The organism is Dokdonella sp., assembly GCF_019634775.1.
In the GTDB taxonomy this organism is placed as follows: Bacteria; Pseudomonadota; Gammaproteobacteria; order Xanthomonadales; family Rhodanobacteraceae; genus Dokdonella.
The window spans coordinates 288,623-305,143 of record NZ_JAHCAS010000001.1; the positions used below are offsets into that span (position 1 = coordinate 288,623).

Here is a 16,521-nt window from a genome sequence, read left to right on the forward strand (position 1 = left end):
ATGCGGACCGGGACTTCGATCGCAACACCTCGGCGCGCACCGCCCGTCCGGACGCGAGTTCGCCCTGCTTTGCTCACCCCGGGTCAGTGTCGCGCTCGATCACACGCGCCAATGCCACATACGCCCCCACCGCCACCTGCTCCGCGCGGGTGCGCGGATCGATGCCGGCAGCTTCGATCTGTCCGGTTCCGGCGATGCCCTCGAGGGCGTTGGCCAGGGTCTTGCGGCGCTGGCCGAATGCCGCGCGGACGAGGCGTTCGAGTGTGGCCTGCACGTCGAGCGGGCGCTCCGCGCGTGGTCGCGGGCGCAGACGCACGACGGCGGAATCAACCTTCGGCGGTGGGCGGAACGCGGCGGGCGGCACTTCGATCAGCGGTTCGACACGACAGGCCAGCTGCAGCATCACACTGAGGCGTCCGTAGGCCTTGCTGCCCGGCGCGGCCGCCATGCGCTCGACGACCTCCTTCTGCAGCATGAAATGCATGTCCTCGATCGCGTCGAGGTGGTCGATGCAATGAAACAGGATCGGCGAGGAGATGTTGTAAGGCAGGTTGCCGACCACGCGCAGCGGCGCGCCGGCGGCGAGCGCGGTGAAGTCCACGGTCAGCACGTCAGCGTGGATGATCTCCACCTTGCCGAGTGCCGCCGTCCCGGCGGCGATGCGCGGGATCAGGTCGCGATCGAGCTCGATGACGGTCAGCGCGCCGGTGGCGCGCAGCAGCGGCAGCGTGAGCGCCCCCTCGCCGGGGCCGATCTCGACGAGGCGCTGACCGGGTTGCGGCGCGATCGCCTGAACGATGCGGCCGATGACGGCGGCATCGCGAAGAAAATGCTGGCCGAAGCGCTTGCGCGGCACATGGTCGCTGCGGGTTGGCGGCGAAGGCGGGTGGTGTCGACTCACGAAGCGGTTCCGGCAGTGGAGGCCCGCTTTACGGGCCGAGGCGGCGGGAAGTTGATGGTACGCGGAACACGGTGCGGATGATCCCGCCGGCGCAAAGCGGTGACGTCGACATGATGACTGCATGGCAGCCGTCGCCTCCGTGCCGACCGGACCTCGGGAAACGGCTGCCCGCTTCACCGCCGGACACGCACCGCGTTCGGCCGCACCCGCAGTTTCCCAGGATGCGCGCCAGACGTGCCTTCACGCATCACACCGATGTCCCCGCCCTCGCTCGTACGCCTGATCCTGCTCGGCAGGATCCGGGGCGCACTGTTCCTCGATGAGCGCCCGAGCCTCGCCGACACCATCGGCCTCGCCCTCGCGCTGGTCGCCGTGGCCCTGGTGCTCGAGATGATCCCGTGGCGGATATTCCCGTCACGCCGCAAGCGCGGCACCTGACCCGGTTCAGCGCGGCTGCGCGCGCTTGCGTACGGACAGGTTGATCCACTCCACCGCAATAGAGAAGCCCATGGCGAAATACACGTAGCCGCGCGGCACGTGGTACTCGAAACCGTCGGCGATCAGCACGGCACCAACCAGGATCAGGAAGGCCAGGGCGAGCACGCGGATGGTCGGATGGCGATCGATGAACTCGCCGACCGGATTGGCGGCAAAGATCATCACGGCGACGGCAAGGATGATCGCCGCGACCATCACCGGCACGTGGTTGACCATGCCGATCGCGGTGATGACCGAATCGAGCGAGAACACGATATCGATGATCGCGATTTGCACGATGACCAGCGCAAACGACGAAAACGCGCGTCCTTCCTCGGGCTGGTCGCGTGTGCCCTCGAGTTCCTGGTGGATCTCCATGACCGCCTTGACCAGCAGGAACAGGCCACCACCGATCAGGATGAGGTCGCGCAGCGAGAACACCTGTCCACGCAACTCGAACAGACCAAGGCGTTCGTCATCCAGGCCGGCAAGGAAGGACAGCGTCAGCAGGAGCAGGATGCGCGTGATGCAGGCGAACGCCAGGCCAACGCGGCGTGCCTGCGGACGCTGCGCGGGCGCAAGCCGGCTGACCGCGATCGAGATGAACACGAGGTTGTCCACGCCCAGCACGATCTCCAGCGCAGCGAGCGTGACCAGAGCGATCCAGAATTCGGGTTCGAGCAGAAGTGCCATCGATTGTTCAGGCCATGTAACGCGGGATCAACACCAGCCCCCAACACAGGACGACATTGAGCATCAGCACGAATACCGCCGCCGAGCCCATGTCCTTGGCACGTCCGGCCAACTCGTGGAACTCCGGACTGACCTTGTCGACCACCGCCTCGACCGCCGAATTGAGCAATTCTGCCGCCGGCACGAGCAGCAGGCTGCCGGCCAGGATCGCCTTTTCCACGCCGCCCACGCCAAGCCACAAGCCAAGCGGCAGCAGGATCACCAGCAGGTAGCACTCGAGACGGAACGAAGCCTCGTGCCGCCAGGCAGCGCGCAGGCCTTTCGCCGACCAGATGAAGGCCTTGAGGATCTGGCGCGGACCGCGCGGCTCGGAGCTCGACATGCTGCGCAACGCCTCCTTCAGCGCGCGACCGCGACGCTGGCGCGGCGCGCCACGGGGGAGCGACGCAGGAAGGATCGGCTCGGCATGCGGGCTCTCGGGACGTAAACGGGACGCGCTATGATGCCACAAGGGATTTGTCCCAAGGTCCATCGCGCCCGCCGCGGCAGCGCCTGCTCCCTTGCGTGGGCCTCAAGGGATGCTCTGATCAATCCCAAGTTGACCGCGTTTTCGCTGGCGGCAGCGCTGCCGCTGCGCTCTTCGTGCTCGTCGCCGGGCCGGCGGTCGTGCGCGGATCCGACTCGTCCGCCGCATGCATGCTCGCCGTGCGGGTTGCCGTGATCGTCGCCACGGCCACGCGGCGCCGGCTGCCGGCGCCGATGTAAAGGCCCTGCAAAGGCCGGCAATCGACGGCAAAGTGCATGGCACGCGCGCCGCACATGCGGCATCGTAGCCGCATGAACCAACCTGCCATCCTGCTGGCTGACGACGACCAGGAACTCGCTGCCCTGTTGCGCGACTTCCTGGTCCGCGAAGGCTTCGACGTGCGCATCGCCAACGATGCCGAATCAGCGATCGCACGTGCGCGCGAAACCGCATTCGACGCGATCGTGCTTGACGTCATGCTGCCCGGCCGCTCCGGCCTCGACGTGCTGCGCGAACTGCGTCGCGAATCGGCCACGCCGGTGCTCATGTTGACCGCGCTCGGCGAGGACATCGACCGCATCCTCGGCCTCGAACTCGGCGCCGACGACTACATCCCCAAGCCATGCAACCCGCGAGAACTCGCAGCACGCCTGCGCGCCGTGCTGCGCCGCTCGCGCGGCGAAGGCACCGACGTGCTGACCGACCTGCGTGTCGGCCGCATCGCCCTCAAGGCGGCCTCGCGCAGCGTGAGCGTCGATGGCACGCCAATGGCGCTGACCTCGACCGAGTTCGACCTGCTCGCGCTGCTCATGCGCGAAGCCGGCCGCGTGGTCAGCAAGGAACGCATCTCGCAGAGCGTGCTCGGCCGCCCGCTCGGCCCCTACGACCGCTCGATCGACGTGCATGTCTCGAACCTGCGCAAGAAGATCGCCGAAGCCGGCGACGACAGCGCACCGATCACCACGATCCACCGCAGCGGCTACCTGCTGCGGCAGCCCGAGGCCTGACGTGCGCAGTCTGTTCTGGCGCATCTTCGCTGCGATCTGGCTCGGCAACGTCGCCGTCATCGTCGCCTTCGCCTGGATCATGGCGGTGAGCTTCGAGACCGAACGCGTGCCCGGCCTCGAGCTCACGCGCATGCAGGCGGTGATGGATGAGCAGTTGCGTCGCCTCGATCGCTCGGCACGGCGCGCCGGCGCCGAGCGCGTCGACCAGTCGCTGCGCATCGCCGCGAACATGGGCCCGGTCGAGTTTTATGCCGTTGGCGCCGACGACCGCGACCGCCTCGGCCGGCCGCTGTCGACCGAGGTGCTCGCCGCCGTCGCCACGACGCGCGCCGGCACGCCGGTCGAGACCGAGCGCATGCGCAGCGTGGCCAGCCAGTTGCGCGACGACGATGCGCCGATCGTCTTCGTCGCCGCGGCCGAAGGCAGTCTGATCTTGCGCGCGATCACGCGCGGACCGGTCGGCGGCTGGATGCAGATCGTCCTTGCGCTCGTGGTCAGCGCGATCGTCGGTGCGCTGCTGGCCTGGACCGTGGCCGCTCCGCTGGCCCGTATTCGCGCCAGTGCGCGGCGCTTCGCCGAGGGTGACCTGGATGCCCGTGTCGGCGAACTGCGCTTCGGCGGCAGCACCGAAATGACCGCACTGGCCGGTGAATTCGATCGCATGGCCGAACGCATCAAGGCCTTGGTCGAAAACAATCGTCGTCTCGTGCGCGACGTCTCGCACGAACTGCGTTCGCCGTTGGCGCGCCTGCGTGTTGCCCTCGAACTTGCGCGCGGCCAGGGCGCGGCCGCTGTGGAAGCCTCGTTCGAGCGCATCGAGCGCGAATCCGATCGCCTCGAATCGATGCTCGCGCAGGCAATCGAGCTGTCACGCCTGGAAACCGGCATTGAGCCGCGCCGTGAGCACATCGCCCTGGACGAACTCGTCGAGGACGTGATCGCCAATGCCGACTACGAGGGCGGCCCACGCGGGCGCAAGGTCGCATTCGTCACACGCGAACCCATCGCCCTGGACGGTGTGCGTGACGCACTGATGAGCGCGGTCGAGAACATCGTGCGCAATGCACTGGCCTATACCGCCGACAACAGCAGCGTCGAAGTCACCCTGCAGGGCGAGGGCGGCGACGCCGTGCTGCGCATCCGCGACCATGGCCCAGGCGTCGCCGAAGCCGACCTTCCGCGCATCTTCGAACCCTTCTATCGCACCGACGCCGCGCGTGCGCGCAGCAGTGGTGGCACCGGCCTGGGCCTCGCCATCGCCTTTCGCGCGATCGCCAACCACCGCGGCACGGTGGTCGCACGCAATGCCGATGGCGGCGGCCTGGAAGTGGTCATCCGCCTGCCGCGGGATGAAGCGGTCAGCCTGTAGGAGACGCCTTCGGGCGTGATGTTTCTTCGTTGTGGCGTTGGACAACAGGAGCATCACGGCTGGAGCCATTTCCTACGGCCATTTCGTACGGCCGCTCGCCGATCGCGCAACGGGTGGGCTCCTACGTTATCTTTCCCGGGTTCTCCATCCGCCACCGCGCGTACGCATGTTCCCCGATCCTGTTTCCCGCCCACGCAGTGCTGGCAACAGCTGGCCGCATGGACCGCGCCAGCTGGTCACCACGCTGACCTGGCTGCGCCTGTGTGCGGTGGCGGGCCAGGCGCTGACGGTGGCCGTCGTCGCCGGGCCACTCGGCATGCCGGTGCCAGCCGGGCCGCTGCTCGGCGGCATCATCCTGCTCGGCACCTTCGCGATGTTCGCGTTCTGGCGCCTCGAGCTGCGCTGGCGGGTCAGCGAGGCCGAGTCGGTCGTGCATATCGCCATCGACACGATCGTGCTCGGGTATCTGCTCTACCTGTCCGGGGGCGCGACCAATCCGTTCGTGTCGCTGCTGGTCATGCCGATCACGCTGGCCGCGACCGCTCTGCCACTGCGCTCGGTGGCCATCGTCGCGACGCTGGCGGTGGCGGTATACCTCGCCCTCATGCGCTGGCACCTGCCCTTGCCAACCCAGCACGCGATCGGCACGCCAAGCGGGTTCCGCCTGCACATCATCGGCATGGCGATCAGCTTCGCGATCACCGCAGCAATGCTCGGATTCTTCATCGCCCGTCTGGCCCGCGCCCTGCGTGCGCGCCAGGCCGAAGCCGAGCACGAGCGCATGCGTGCACTGCGTGACGAGGGCATCCTCGCCATCGCCACCCAGGCGGCAAGCACCGCGCACGAACTCAACACGCCGCTGTCGACGATGAGCACCTTGCTCGCCGAACTGGCGCGCGAGCACGCCGCCGATCAGGCGCTGGCCGCCGACATCGAGCTGCTGCGTGGCCAGGCCGCGCGCTGCCGCGACATCCTGCGCGAGCTGGTCAAAGTCGGCAGCAACCAGCTCGCCGGCGCACCCGAAGCAACCACGATCGGCGCCTTTGCCGCGACCGCGCTCGATTCCTTCCGCTTGCTGCGCCCCGAGATCGACGTGAACCGCACGCTCGATCCACGCCTCGAACGCCATCCGATCCAAGTCGTGCCGGCGCTGCGTCACGCCCTGATCAACCTGCTCAACAACGCCGCCGATGCCTCGCTGGCAAACGGCTTTTCGGTGGTCGAACTAGACATCATCGAGAACGACGACGAGTTCGAGATGCGCATCCGCGATTTCGGCAAGGGCATGGCGGCCGGCACGCAGCCGACCTCTGGGCTGCGCTTCGAGACGACCAAGCGCGACGGCCTTGGCTTGGGGCTGGCCCTGGCCAAGGCAACCGTGGAACGCTTCGGCGGCAGCCTCGCCGCCAGCGCCGCGCGGGATGGCGGAACCGAGCAGCATTTGCGTCTGCCACTGTCGACACTGGAAAATGGCCGGCATGAACACTGAGAACCGCGACCGCATCCTGGTCATCGATGACGACACCACCTTCGTTCACGTGCTCGCACGCGCGCTGACCGCGCGCGGCTTCGAGGTGCGAGGCGTGCACGACAGTGCCTCCGCACTGGCCGCCTGCGCCGAACTTGCACCGAAGTACGCCGTGCTCGACCTCAAGCTCGGCAGCGAGAACGGGCTGGCCCTGATCCCGCAACTGCTCGCCGCGCGGTCCGGCCTGCGCATTCTGCTGCTCACCGGCTATGCCTCGATCGCCACGGCGGTCGAGGCGATCAAGCGCGGCGCGCACGACTACCTCGCCAAACCGGTCGAGGCCGACCAGGTCGTGCAGGCCCTGCTCGGCGAATCGAAGCACAACGACATCGAGCATCTGCCGGACGCACCGCCGCCGCTCAAGCGCCTCGAGTGGGAACACATCCAGCGTGTGCTCGCCGACTGCGACGGCAATATCTCGGAGGCCGCGCGCCGGCTCGGCCTGCACCGGCGCACGCTGCAACGCAAGCTGGCCAAGCGACCGGTGCGCGAGGCGCGCGCCCCGTAGCAGATCCACGGGGGCTCACGGCCGGGGCGGCAATGGCTGGCGCAATCGATCGCGAACTACGGCACGCCCATCTGCATCACCCACTCGCACCGCCCCTGCACGACTGCAGCGCATGCATCCGTCGTGGCAGTTGATCGACGTCAAGATGTCGATGCTGCGGGCGCACAAAATACGCGCGCCGTTTTCGAAACCGCTTCACTAGATGGCTACCGAACTGTTCCGCAAGGGCGACCACTATTGCGTCGCCTTCCATGACCTCGTGCGCGGTGATGATGGCGTGCAGGCCAACCAGTTCCTCGTTGTCGATGGCGACGAGTCCGCGCTGATCGACCCAGGCGGCGCACTGCTCTACACGCCGCTCAGCATGGCCTTGGCGCAGTACGTGCCGCCGCGCAAGCTGACCTGGATCTTTGCCTCGCACCAGGACCCTGACATCATCGGTTCGGTCGATCGTTGGCTTATGTACACGTCGGCGCGCATCGTCTGTTCGAAGCTGTGGGGCCGGTTCATTCCACACGGCGTGCCGCACTATCAGAAGGACAGCGGCACCGACCGCTATCTGCTGCTCGGTGACGAAGGCGGCGACATCCGCCTCGGCGGCAGCCACATGCGCGCGGTGCCGGCACACTTCCTTCACAGCGTCGGCAATTTCCAGTTCTACGATCCGGTCAGTCGCATCCTGTTCAGCGGCGACCTCGGCGCGTCGATCGCGGAGGCACCGTACGCCCCGATCGCCGATTTCGACGAGCACCAGCAGACGATGCTCGGATTTCATCGCCGCTACATGGGCTCGAACCGTGCGTGTCGTGCATGGGCGCAGCGTGCGCGCCGGCTCGACATCGAAATGATCGTGCCGCAGCACGGCCCACCGATCGCCGGCAGCGAGAACGTACGTCGCTTCATCGCCTGGGTCGAGACCTTGGTCTGCGGCAACGACCTGCTGGTCGAGGAAGCGCCAGTGTTCGCCTGATACCCCGTGCAGAACCGCGCGGAATGTTCCGCTCGATCCAAGGCAACGGCGTCAGCGCCTCAGCCCACATCTCCGGCAAGGATCGCCGCATGGGCGATGCCGTCGGCACCGATCCAGCCTCGATACATGCCATCGGTGTTGAAGGCGAGGCTGAAGTGTCCGGCGGCGTCGATCGCGATGATGCCGCCGTCGCCGCCGAGACGCGGGATCTCGTGGTCGATGACCGCCGCGGCCGCTTGAGCCAACGTGCTGCCTGCGTAGGCGATGCGTGCGGCGATGTCGTGGGCGACGGCGGCGCGGATGAAGTATTCGCCCCAGCCAGTCGCCGAGACGGCGACGCGGTCATCGGCCCAGGTGCCGGCGCCGATCAGCGGCGAATCGCCGACGCGTCCCCAGCGTTTGTTGGTCATGCCGCCGGTCGAGGTCGCCGCGGCGAGATGACCCTGCGCATCGAGCGCGACCGCACCGACCGTTCCGTAGTGGATCGCGCGCCCCTGCTCGGACTGTTCGCCCGCATGCTCCTTCGCGATCGCCTCCTGCAACTGCTGCCAGCGCGTTTCGGTGCGGAAGTACGCCGGATCGACGCAGGCGGCGCCGACATGGTGCGCGAACGCCTCGGCACCCTCGCCGATCAGCAGCACATGGTCGGAACGCTCCATCACCGCGCGCGCAAGCGCGACAGGATTGCGCACGTGGCGCACCCCGGCCACCGCACCGGCTCGGCGCGTGGGTCCGTCCATGACCGAGGCATCAAGCTCGTTGATGCCCTCGTGGGTGAACACCGCGCCATGCCCGGCGTTGAAGTGCGGCGAATCCTCGAGCACGACGACCGCCGCCTCGACCGCGTCGAGGGCGCCGCCACCAGCGGCGAGGATGGCGTGGCCGGCCTGCAGGGCACGCGTGAGATCGGCCTTCACTTCGGCTTCGATCGCCGGGGTCAGCGTGGCGCGGATGACGCCGGCACCACCGTGCACGAGCAGGAGGGGCGGACGGGACTGGGCGTTCGTGGTCATGGTGGATCCGTTCGTTGGCACACCGTGGCCACCCTCACTTGCGCAGCGCGGCCTCGAGCGCGGGCCAGACGTTGTCGAGCAATGTCGGCTGTGCGGCGGCGGTCGGATGCAGGCCGTCGGCCTGCATGAGTTCCGGGTCGAGGGCGACGCCATCGAGCAGGAACGGGACCAATGGCAGGTTGAAATCACGTGCCAAGTCACGATACATGGCACGCAGGGCATCGCGGTACTGCGGCCCGTAGTTGACCGGAATCTCGATGCCGAGCAGCAGCACGCGCGCGCCGGCATCATTGCCGAGAGTGATGATGCGGGCAAGGTTCTCGCGCGGCGCCGCGATCGGCAGGCCGCGCAGGGCATCGTTGGCACCGAGTTCGACGACGAGTACCGCCGGCTCGTGCTCGGCGAGGAGCTTCGGCAGGCGCGCGAGCCCACCCGCCGTGGTCTCGCCGCTGATCGAGGCATTGACGACCTCGCGCGCGGGCGCGGCCTCGGCCAGGCGCTTGCGCAGCAGGTTCACCCAGCCGTCGTCGCTGCGGATGCCGTAGGCGGCCGACAACGAATCGCCCAGCACGAGCACCGGGCCACCCGTGGCCAATGCCACCGGCGGCCACGCAATCAACAGGACCAACCACAGGAAACCGCGCCGCATGACTGCCCAATCCGCTACCGTTCTCGAGGCGCGCAAGCTTAGCAAAGCCGTCGACGGCCCCGATGGCCGCCTTGTCATCCTCGATGGCGTCGACCTCGCCGTCGAGCGCGGCGCCAGTCTCGCCATCGTCGGCGCCTCCGGTTCCGGCAAAACCACCCTTCTGGGCCTGCTCGCCGGTCTCGACAGCCCGAGCACGGGCGAAGTGCGGATGGCTGGGCAATCGCTCGGCACGCTCGACGAGGAAGCGCGTGCACGCCTGCGCCGGCGCCTGGTCGGTTTCGTGTTCCAGTCGTTCCATCTCTTGCCGGCGCTGACGGCGGAGGAGAACGTCATGCTGCCGCTCGAGCTCGAAGGGCGTGACGACGCACGCGACCGCGCCGCGAAGGCGCTCGCCGACGTCGGCCTCGGCCAGCGCCTGCATCACTATCCGCGCCAGCTTTCCGGCGGGGAACAGCAGCGCGTCGCCCTCGCCCGCGCCTTCGTGCACGGGCCTGAACTTCTGTTCGCCGACGAACCGACCGGCAACCTGGACCAGCGCACCGGCGTGGCGGTCACCGATCTGCTGTTCGCGCTGAACCGCGAGCACGCCACGACCCTGGTCCTCGTCACCCACGACACCAGCCTCGCCACGCGCTGTGCACGCACGCTGCGCCTGCGCGACGGCCGCGTCGTCGGAGGCGATGCATGAAGCCACTCACCTTCGCCGCACGCAGCCTTCGCCGCGAGTTCCGTCACGGCGAACTTGCCACGCTCGCCGCAGCGCTCTTGCTTGCGGTCGCCGCGCTGGCCGCGGTTGGCACGTTGGCGAACCGGGTCGAGCGCGCGATCCTCGCTTCGGCGGCCGAGCTGCTGGGCGGCGATCTCGGCGTCAGTGCGCGACGCAGCGACCTGCCTGTCGCCTTCGTCGAACAGGCGCATGCCCTCGGCCTTGCCAGCAACCGCGTCGCCGAGTTCTCCAGCGTGGTCTTCGCCGCTGAACGCAGCCAGTTCACCGAAGCACGCGCGGTCGACGAGAACTTCCCGCTGCGCGGCGTACTGAACGTGCGCGATGCCGACGGCAGGATCGTCAGCGTCCGTGGCCCGGCCAGCGGCGAGGCTTATGCCGACCGCGCCGTGCTGGTCGCGCTCGAGCGCAAGGTCGGCGAGACCTTGCAATTCGGTGGTCGTGACCTCGTCATCGCCGGTGAGATCGTCAGCGCGCCGGGGGGTTCGGTCTTCCAGTTCGCGCCGACCGTGCTGATGAATCTCGGTGATGCCGAAGCCGCCGGCCTGCTCGGCGCCGGAAGCCGCGCCAGCCGACGCCTGCTCGTGGCGGGACCTGAGGCCGCGATCACGCGCTTTGCCGAATGGGCACGTGCCAACCTGCCGGCCGATGCGCGCCTGTCGACGATCGAGGACGCGCAACAGAACCTGCGCACGGCTTTCGAGCGTGGCGAGAGCTTCCTGCGCCTGGCCGCCCTGCTCGCCGCCCTGCTCTCCGGCATCGCCGTCGCCCTTGCCGCGCAGCGCTTCGCCCGGCGCAAGACCGAGGACGTAGCCCTGTTGCGCTGCCTAGGTGCCAGCCGCGGCGAGATTGTCACCGCCCTGTGCCTGCAACTCGGCTTGCTCGCCGTGCCGGCCTGCCTCGTCGGCGCCGCGCTTGGTCTCGGCTTGCAGGAAGCGGCTTTCGCCTTCACCCACAATCTGCTGCCAGGCGCAGTGCCATCCTTGTCGTTCGGGCCTGCCACCTCGGCCTTCGCGATCGGCCTTGCCGTGCTGTTCGGCTTTGCCCTGCCGCCACTGCTGCGCCTGCGCGACGTGGAGCCGATGCGCGTGTTCCGCCAAGATCTCGAGACCCGCGTGCGCCGCTTCGACGCCCTGTACCTGCTGCCCTTCGTCGTCGCTGGCCTGCTGATCCTGGTCGAGAGCGGATCGATGCGTCTCGCCGGCACGCTTGCCGCCGGCCTGGCCGGCGTGGCCAGTGCCACCATCGTCGTCACCCTCCTGCTGCTGCGCATCCTGCGCACGGCCGGACGTGGCCTGCCCGGCGCCCTGCGGTTCGGTCTGGCCAACCTGGTGCGCCGGCGTGGCCTGACCCTGCTGCAGGTCGGTGCACTCGCGCTGAGCCTGAGCGCGGTCGATCTGCTCGCCGTGATCGGACCCTCGCTGCTCGACCGCTGGCGTGCCGACCTTCCCGCCGACACGCCGAACTACTTCGTGCTCAACGTGCAGCCTGACCAGCGTGAAACCTTCACCCAGCGGCTCGCCGCCCTCGGGGCCAGCAACATCAGCATGGCCCCGCTCGCTGCCGGCAAGCTCGTTGCCATCAATGGCGAAGTGCCGGATGCGTCGAACTATCGCGAGGAGCGCCGTGCCGGCAACTGGATCGAGGGCGAGGTCCGCGCGTCGTGGGCCGCGGACCTGCCGGCCGCGAACCGTATCGTCGCCGGAGACTGGCACGGCGCCACGCCGCCGGGACCACAGCTCTCGGTCGACCAGGGCTGGTTCGAACTGTTCCGCCTCAAGCTCGGCGACACCATGACGCTGCGCTTTGGCGCCGCCGAGATCACCGCAGTCGTGACCAGCGTGCGCGAGGTCGACTGGGATTCGTTCCGCGTCAACTTCTTCATGGTGCTCGACCCGGCGCATGCCGGCGAGCTGCCGCACAGCCTGATCGCGAGCTTCCACGTGCCGCCCGGTACGGACGGCCTTGCCGCGCTGTCGCGCGAGTTGCCGAACATCTCGCTGGTCGATATCCAATCGATCCTCGACCGCGTGCGCGACATCATCGAGCGCGTATCGGCGGCAGCAACCTGGGTACTCGGCTTCAGCCTCGCCGCCGGCGTGCTCGTGCTGATCGCCGCGCTGGCCGCGACCGCCGACGAGCGCCGTGTCGAGATCGCCCTGTTGCGCACGCTCGGTGCGCATCGCGGCCAGCTCGATGCCGCCGTGCTCGGCGAATTCGCCGCGCTCGGCTTGCTCGCCGGCCTGGTCGCCGCGGTCGGTGCGGCCGGAACCGGTATCGCGCTCGCCCGCAGCGTGTTCCGCATGCCCGACTACTGGCCACCGGCCTGGCCGCTGCTCGGCATCGCCGTGGCCTCGGCCGTGCTGGTCATGCTGGCCGGTCTCGCCGCCACGCGCCGCATCGCGCGTACGCCACCGATGCTGATCCTGCGGCGCGGGACGTGACGCCGCTCACGCCCGCGCCGCTTGCCGTCGCCGGCAGGTGCTCGCTATGGTGCAGGCATGTCCGCCGATGAAAAACGCCGCCATCCGCGTCTACCGGTTTACTCGGCCACCCTGATCGCCTGCGGCGACGAAGGCTGGCTGAGCGAAGTGCGCGATCTCTCGCGCGGCGGTGCCCGACTTGGCCGCCCTGGCACCTGGCGCAACGACCATGTGCGCGACTGTCGCCTGTGGTTCATCTTCGACCAGGAGACCGTCATCGGCATCGATGCACGCTGCGTGCGCGAAGGCGACGACGACCTCGGCTTCGAGTTCCTGCCGGGCAACGACGAGACGGTACAGGCCCTGCTCTACGAATCGCGCTTCAGCAACGGTGACCAGCCGTAGGGTTGCTCCGACCGACTCGCTCGCGGCCGAAGCCGCCCCCGCGAAACCAAAGCCTTGGGATGACTTCAGTCGCGCAAGTATTCGATCCGAGATTCCATGGCAAGTACCTTCCAGGAGATCCGCGCATGTGGGCCTATCTCGCCCCGATCGTGCTGCTCACGCTGGCCAACGTGTTCATGACCTTTGCTTGGTACGGCCACCTCAAGTATCCGCACCACCCTTTATGGCTGGTCGTCATCGCGAGTTGGGGGATCGCGTTCTTCGAATACTGCCTGCAAGTGCCTGCCAACCGCCTCGGCTACACGGTCTACAACGCGGCCCAGCTCAAGACGATGCAGGAAATCATCACCCTTGTCGTCTTCATCGGCTTCTCGGTGCTCTGGCTGGGTGTGGAGATCCGCTGGAACCACCTCGTCGGCTTCGGCCTGATGGTCGCGGCGGCGTTCTTCATCTTCATGGATTGAACACCGGGCCGTGCAGGAGCCCCTTCAGGGGCCATGCTCTTCGACGCACCTCATAAAGGCATCGCCCCTGGAGGAGCTCCTACCGTACACGGCGCAAAGCGCGCCACAGGATGCCGGCAAGATGATGCAGGGCGAGCCCGACGCGCACGACCACGCGCAGCAGCGGATTGCGCGCGGCCGGATCGAAACGATTGAAGTAGCGCCACAGGCTGCGCCGCTTGTGGCGGGCGACAAAGCCGGCACGATGCCGACTCGAGCTGCCTTGCTCGTGGCGCACGCGGATCGCGCCGGCGAACAGCACCTGGTGGCCTGCATCGCGCAGACGCCGACACAGGTCGAGATCTTCGGCATGCAGGAAATACGCTTCGTCGAAGCCGCCGACCTCAGCGAAGGCGGCGCGCGGCAGGTACATGCATGCGCCGGACACCGCTTCGACGACTTCAATGCCATCGGTCATCGACGCGGCTGGTACTGCGACGCCGGCCAGTGCGGGGCAGCGGGCCTCGAAACGGGCCAGCCCGCTCATGGTCATCAGCGCCCGACGCAGGGTCGGCTCGCGGCGGCGCACGGCACGCTCGGGCCGGCCCAGGGCATCCTCGACACGCACGCCGACGAGTCCAGCCTGCGCATGGCCAGCGGCGACGGCATGCAGGCGTTCGATCGTATCGGCTTCGATCAGGCAATCGGGATTGAGGAACAGCAGTGCATCACCTCGGGCCAGCGCGGCACCCCGGTTGCAGGCCGCACCAAAGCCGAGGTTGCGTGCCTGATGCAGGATGCGCAGGCGCGCATCACCCGCATGCGCGGCGAGCGCCGCCTCGGGTTCGCCGTCGGTTGAGGCATTGTCGACCAGTACGACCTCGACCGGCACGCTGGAAGCAAGCACCCGCCCCACACATTCGCGCACCAACGGCCCACTGTCGGCGCTGACGACAACGACGCTGCACAATCCTGGCGCCGCCACCGACATGCCGGCTGCCCGGATCAAAGGCCGCTGAGCAGGCGGTCGCCCTGCTCGCGGGCCACACTCCACAGACGCGGCCAGTCGCGCCAGGCCTGGGCCACGTCGGCCAGTTCGGCGCGGGCGAGTTCGGCACAGGCGGCCCCATCGGCATCGACCGGCCAGTCACCGAGACGTGGCGCCGAACGCTTGAGCAAGGCGGTACCGTTGTTCTGCACGATCGTGCGCACGTCGGCGTGCCAGTAGACCGGTGCATCGGGATTCGACTCGAACTGGTTCTGCAGGCGCTCGACGACATCGGCGCGCACGAAGCTCAGGTATTCATCCAAGGTAGCCTCGAGCGTGCGCGCATCGGCTGCAGCAAGATCGCCGACGATTTCGCCGAGCAGAACGAGTCGCCGTGCCGGATCGTTCGACTTGAAACCGCCGGTCTGGTTGACCACGTAGTCGCGCAGGAAATGGTTGAAGCGCGGGGTGTGCGCGGCCATCGTCACGTCGGAACGCTTGCGCGCTCCCTCCTGTACGTGGCCGATGACGCTGGTCAGGTGCATGACCAATGAGCCTGGGTGCACGAATTGGGTTGCTGCGCTGGCCAGACTGTCTTCGCCGCGTCCGTCCGGATTCGTGCACGGCAGCAGATTGCGGTTGTCGAATACGAACGGGGTGAAGTACGCCTGCGTCGACGGCTTCGCACGCAACCAACCGTACCAGATGCTACGTGCCTCGATGTTGCGCAGATAGGCGTCGCGGTCGGCCCAGAACTCGTTGCGGCTGTCGGCATCGAGCTGGTACAGCCAGAGTGCGCTCTCGGTCCCCGATGCGCCAGCGGTGCCGTTGAGCGAATACAACACGCGCGCATCACCGCGCAGGTGTTCGAGGCGGCCGAGGTTCATCCCACGCAGACTCTCGCGCTCGAGCCGGTAGGCCGACTGGGCAAGGATCGCCCCGAGGCGTTCCCCGCAGACGGCAAGATGCGCTTCGAACGGATCACCGGCGTCCTCCTCGCCAGCGACGAGCGCATCCTCGACGCGACGGAAGAAGCGCGCCGAGGCGGCCTGAGCCGGATTCGGATCGATGCCGGTCAACGCCTCGGGATGACGGCGCAGCGGCAGACGGAAGTCCTCGTCGAGCATCGCGAAATGGCGTCCTGCGGATAGCAACAGGGCGAGATTCCACGAGCGCCCACCGCCACTGCGACGTGTGCGCGGACCACGTTCGAGCAGCCAGTCGACGCTGGCCTGCGCATCCGGCGCCAGCTTGAGCAGGCGTTCGCGCAAGCGCCCGCGCTCGGCGGCACCGACGTAGCTGACCGGGTTGCCGACCGCACGCGCAAACTCGCGCAGCAAGTCACGGTTGCGATCGCGGTTGCCCGGCTCCAGCGAGTCGTCGAGGAGCACGACGTGGCGTGCCGCACGGAAACGACGCTCGTAGTCGGCCAGCGAGGCAAGCAGTGCCTGCAACTGCTCTGGACGGTCGCAGGCTCGAATGTATATGGCATGCAGCTCGCGCTGTTCGGGTTCGGCGCCACGCGCGAGGCTGCCGATGAACTCGCTGTCGGACACCAGCAGGTGATTCTGCGCAAGGCTCTCCAATCCCTTGCGGATACGCTCGGGCTGATTGAGACCGGGCACCACCGAGACCACGCGCGCAACGTGCTCGTCGAGCGTGCGGAACTCGCGGCATTGGTCGAGCGATTGCAACACATGATGGCTTAGCACATGGCGCTCACCACCCTCTTTGGTGATGAAGGCGAACTCGTCGCCCGACAATGGCGCTACGAGCGCATCGACCGCGGCATAGCGCGGCGCGTCAGGCGCGGGCCGTGGCGCTGGCGTCGACAGGTTCATGCTGCCGTAGTTGATCTGGAAATCGGCTGTGCTATTCATGCGGATTCTTCGAGGGG

General features: G+C 68.0%; 17 protein-coding genes. 10 read left to right on the forward strand and 7 right to left on the reverse strand.

Features of this window, described 5'->3' with window-relative positions; genetic code table 11:
• Positions 1-73: 73 nt before the first annotated feature.
• Entirely contained in the window at positions 74-901 is an 828-nt protein-coding gene (gene rsmA / locus KF907_RS01235) for a 16S rRNA (adenine(1518)-N(6)/adenine(1519)-N(6))-dimethyltransferase RsmA (RefSeq protein ID WP_291217332.1), read from the reverse strand.
• 255 nt (positions 902-1,156) lie between these two features.
• Between rsmA and KF907_RS01240 the strand changes: the two genes are divergently transcribed.
• Entirely contained in the window at positions 1,157-1,339 is a 183-nt protein-coding gene (locus tag KF907_RS01240; RefSeq protein ID WP_291217334.1) for a hypothetical protein, read from the forward strand.
• Positions 1,340-1,345: 6 nt separating this feature from the next.
• Here KF907_RS01240 and KF907_RS01245 read toward each other — a convergent pair whose 3' ends face one another.
• Complete coding sequence (locus KF907_RS01245) at positions 1,346-2,071, reverse strand: TerC family protein (RefSeq protein ID WP_291217337.1); 726 nt, start codon at positions 2,069-2,071, stop codon at positions 1,346-1,348.
• Between the two features lie 7 nt (positions 2,072-2,078).
• Positions 2,079-2,453, reverse strand: a complete 375-nt coding sequence (locus KF907_RS01250; protein ID WP_291217339.1) for a diacylglycerol kinase — start codon at positions 2,451-2,453, stop codon at positions 2,079-2,081.
• A gap of 455 nt (positions 2,454-2,908) precedes the next feature.
• Here KF907_RS01250 and KF907_RS01255 point away from each other — a divergent pair, with 455 nt between their 5' ends.
• The 5 genes from KF907_RS01255 to KF907_RS01275 all read left to right on the forward strand — a co-directional run bounded on the left by KF907_RS01255 (position 2,909) and on the right by KF907_RS01275 (position 7,979).
• Entirely contained in the window at positions 2,909-3,604 is a 696-nt protein-coding gene (locus tag KF907_RS01255; RefSeq protein WP_291217342.1) for a response regulator transcription factor, read from the forward strand.
• A gap of 1 nt (position 3,605) precedes the next feature.
• On the forward strand, positions 3,606-4,973 hold the full coding sequence (locus KF907_RS01260) for an ATP-binding protein (RefSeq protein ID WP_291217345.1): 1,368 nt from the start codon (positions 3,606-3,608) through the stop codon (positions 4,971-4,973).
• A 166-nt stretch (positions 4,974-5,139) separates the two neighbouring features.
• Positions 5,140-6,462: an ATP-binding protein gene (locus tag KF907_RS01265; RefSeq protein WP_291217347.1), complete on the forward strand. Its 1,323-nt coding sequence runs from the start codon at positions 5,140-5,142 to the stop codon at positions 6,460-6,462.
• Entirely contained in the window at positions 6,452-7,009 is a 558-nt protein-coding gene (locus KF907_RS01270; RefSeq protein ID WP_291217350.1) for a response regulator transcription factor, read from the forward strand. The genes KF907_RS01265 and KF907_RS01270 overlap by 11 nt, the downstream gene beginning before the upstream one ends.
• Positions 7,010-7,211: 202 nt before the next feature.
• Positions 7,212-7,979, forward strand: a complete 768-nt coding sequence (locus KF907_RS01275) for an oxygen-binding di-iron domain-containing protein (RefSeq protein WP_291217353.1) — start codon at positions 7,212-7,214, stop codon at positions 7,977-7,979.
• 59 nt (positions 7,980-8,038) lie between these two features.
• On the opposite strand, the gene KF907_RS01280 is transcribed toward KF907_RS01275, so the two are convergent.
• Together KF907_RS01280 and KF907_RS01285 are read right to left on the reverse strand one after the other, a co-directional pair.
• On the reverse strand, positions 8,039-8,992 hold the full coding sequence (locus KF907_RS01280; protein ID WP_291217355.1) for an isoaspartyl peptidase/L-asparaginase family protein: 954 nt from the start codon (positions 8,990-8,992) through the stop codon (positions 8,039-8,041).
• Between the two features lie 34 nt (positions 8,993-9,026).
• Positions 9,027-9,641, reverse strand: a complete 615-nt coding sequence (locus tag KF907_RS01285) for an arylesterase (RefSeq protein ID WP_291217357.1) — start codon at positions 9,639-9,641, stop codon at positions 9,027-9,029.
• On the opposite strand from KF907_RS01285, the gene KF907_RS01290 reads away from it, so the two are divergent.
• From KF907_RS01290 to KF907_RS01305, 4 genes are all read left to right on the forward strand, one after another.
• Entirely contained in the window at positions 9,640-10,329 is a 690-nt protein-coding gene (locus tag KF907_RS01290; protein WP_291217359.1) for an ABC transporter ATP-binding protein, read from the forward strand. The genes KF907_RS01285 and KF907_RS01290 overlap by 2 nt on opposite strands.
• Positions 10,326-12,809 (forward strand): ABC transporter permease, encoded by a 2,484-nt coding sequence (locus KF907_RS01295; protein ID WP_291217362.1) that lies wholly within the window; start codon positions 10,326-10,328, stop codon positions 12,807-12,809. The genes KF907_RS01290 and KF907_RS01295 overlap by 4 nt, the downstream gene beginning before the upstream one ends.
• A gap of 57 nt (positions 12,810-12,866) precedes the next feature.
• On the forward strand, positions 12,867-13,193 hold the full coding sequence (locus KF907_RS01300; protein ID WP_291217364.1) for a PilZ domain-containing protein: 327 nt from the start codon (positions 12,867-12,869) through the stop codon (positions 13,191-13,193).
• Between the two features lie 125 nt (positions 13,194-13,318).
• Positions 13,319-13,657, forward strand: a complete 339-nt coding sequence (locus KF907_RS01305; protein ID WP_291217366.1) for a DMT family protein — start codon at positions 13,319-13,321, stop codon at positions 13,655-13,657.
• 79 nt (positions 13,658-13,736) lie between these two features.
• On the opposite strand, the gene KF907_RS01310 is transcribed toward KF907_RS01305, so the two are convergent.
• Together KF907_RS01310 and KF907_RS01315 are read right to left on the reverse strand one after the other, a co-directional pair.
• Entirely contained in the window at positions 13,737-14,627 is an 891-nt protein-coding gene (locus KF907_RS01310) for a glycosyltransferase family 2 protein (protein ID WP_291217368.1), read from the reverse strand.
• 14 nt (positions 14,628-14,641) lie between these two features.
• Positions 14,642-16,504, reverse strand: coding sequence for a hypothetical protein (locus KF907_RS01315; RefSeq protein WP_291217370.1), 1,863 nt, complete (start codon positions 16,502-16,504; stop codon positions 14,642-14,644).
• Positions 16,505-16,521 lie beyond the last annotated feature (17 nt).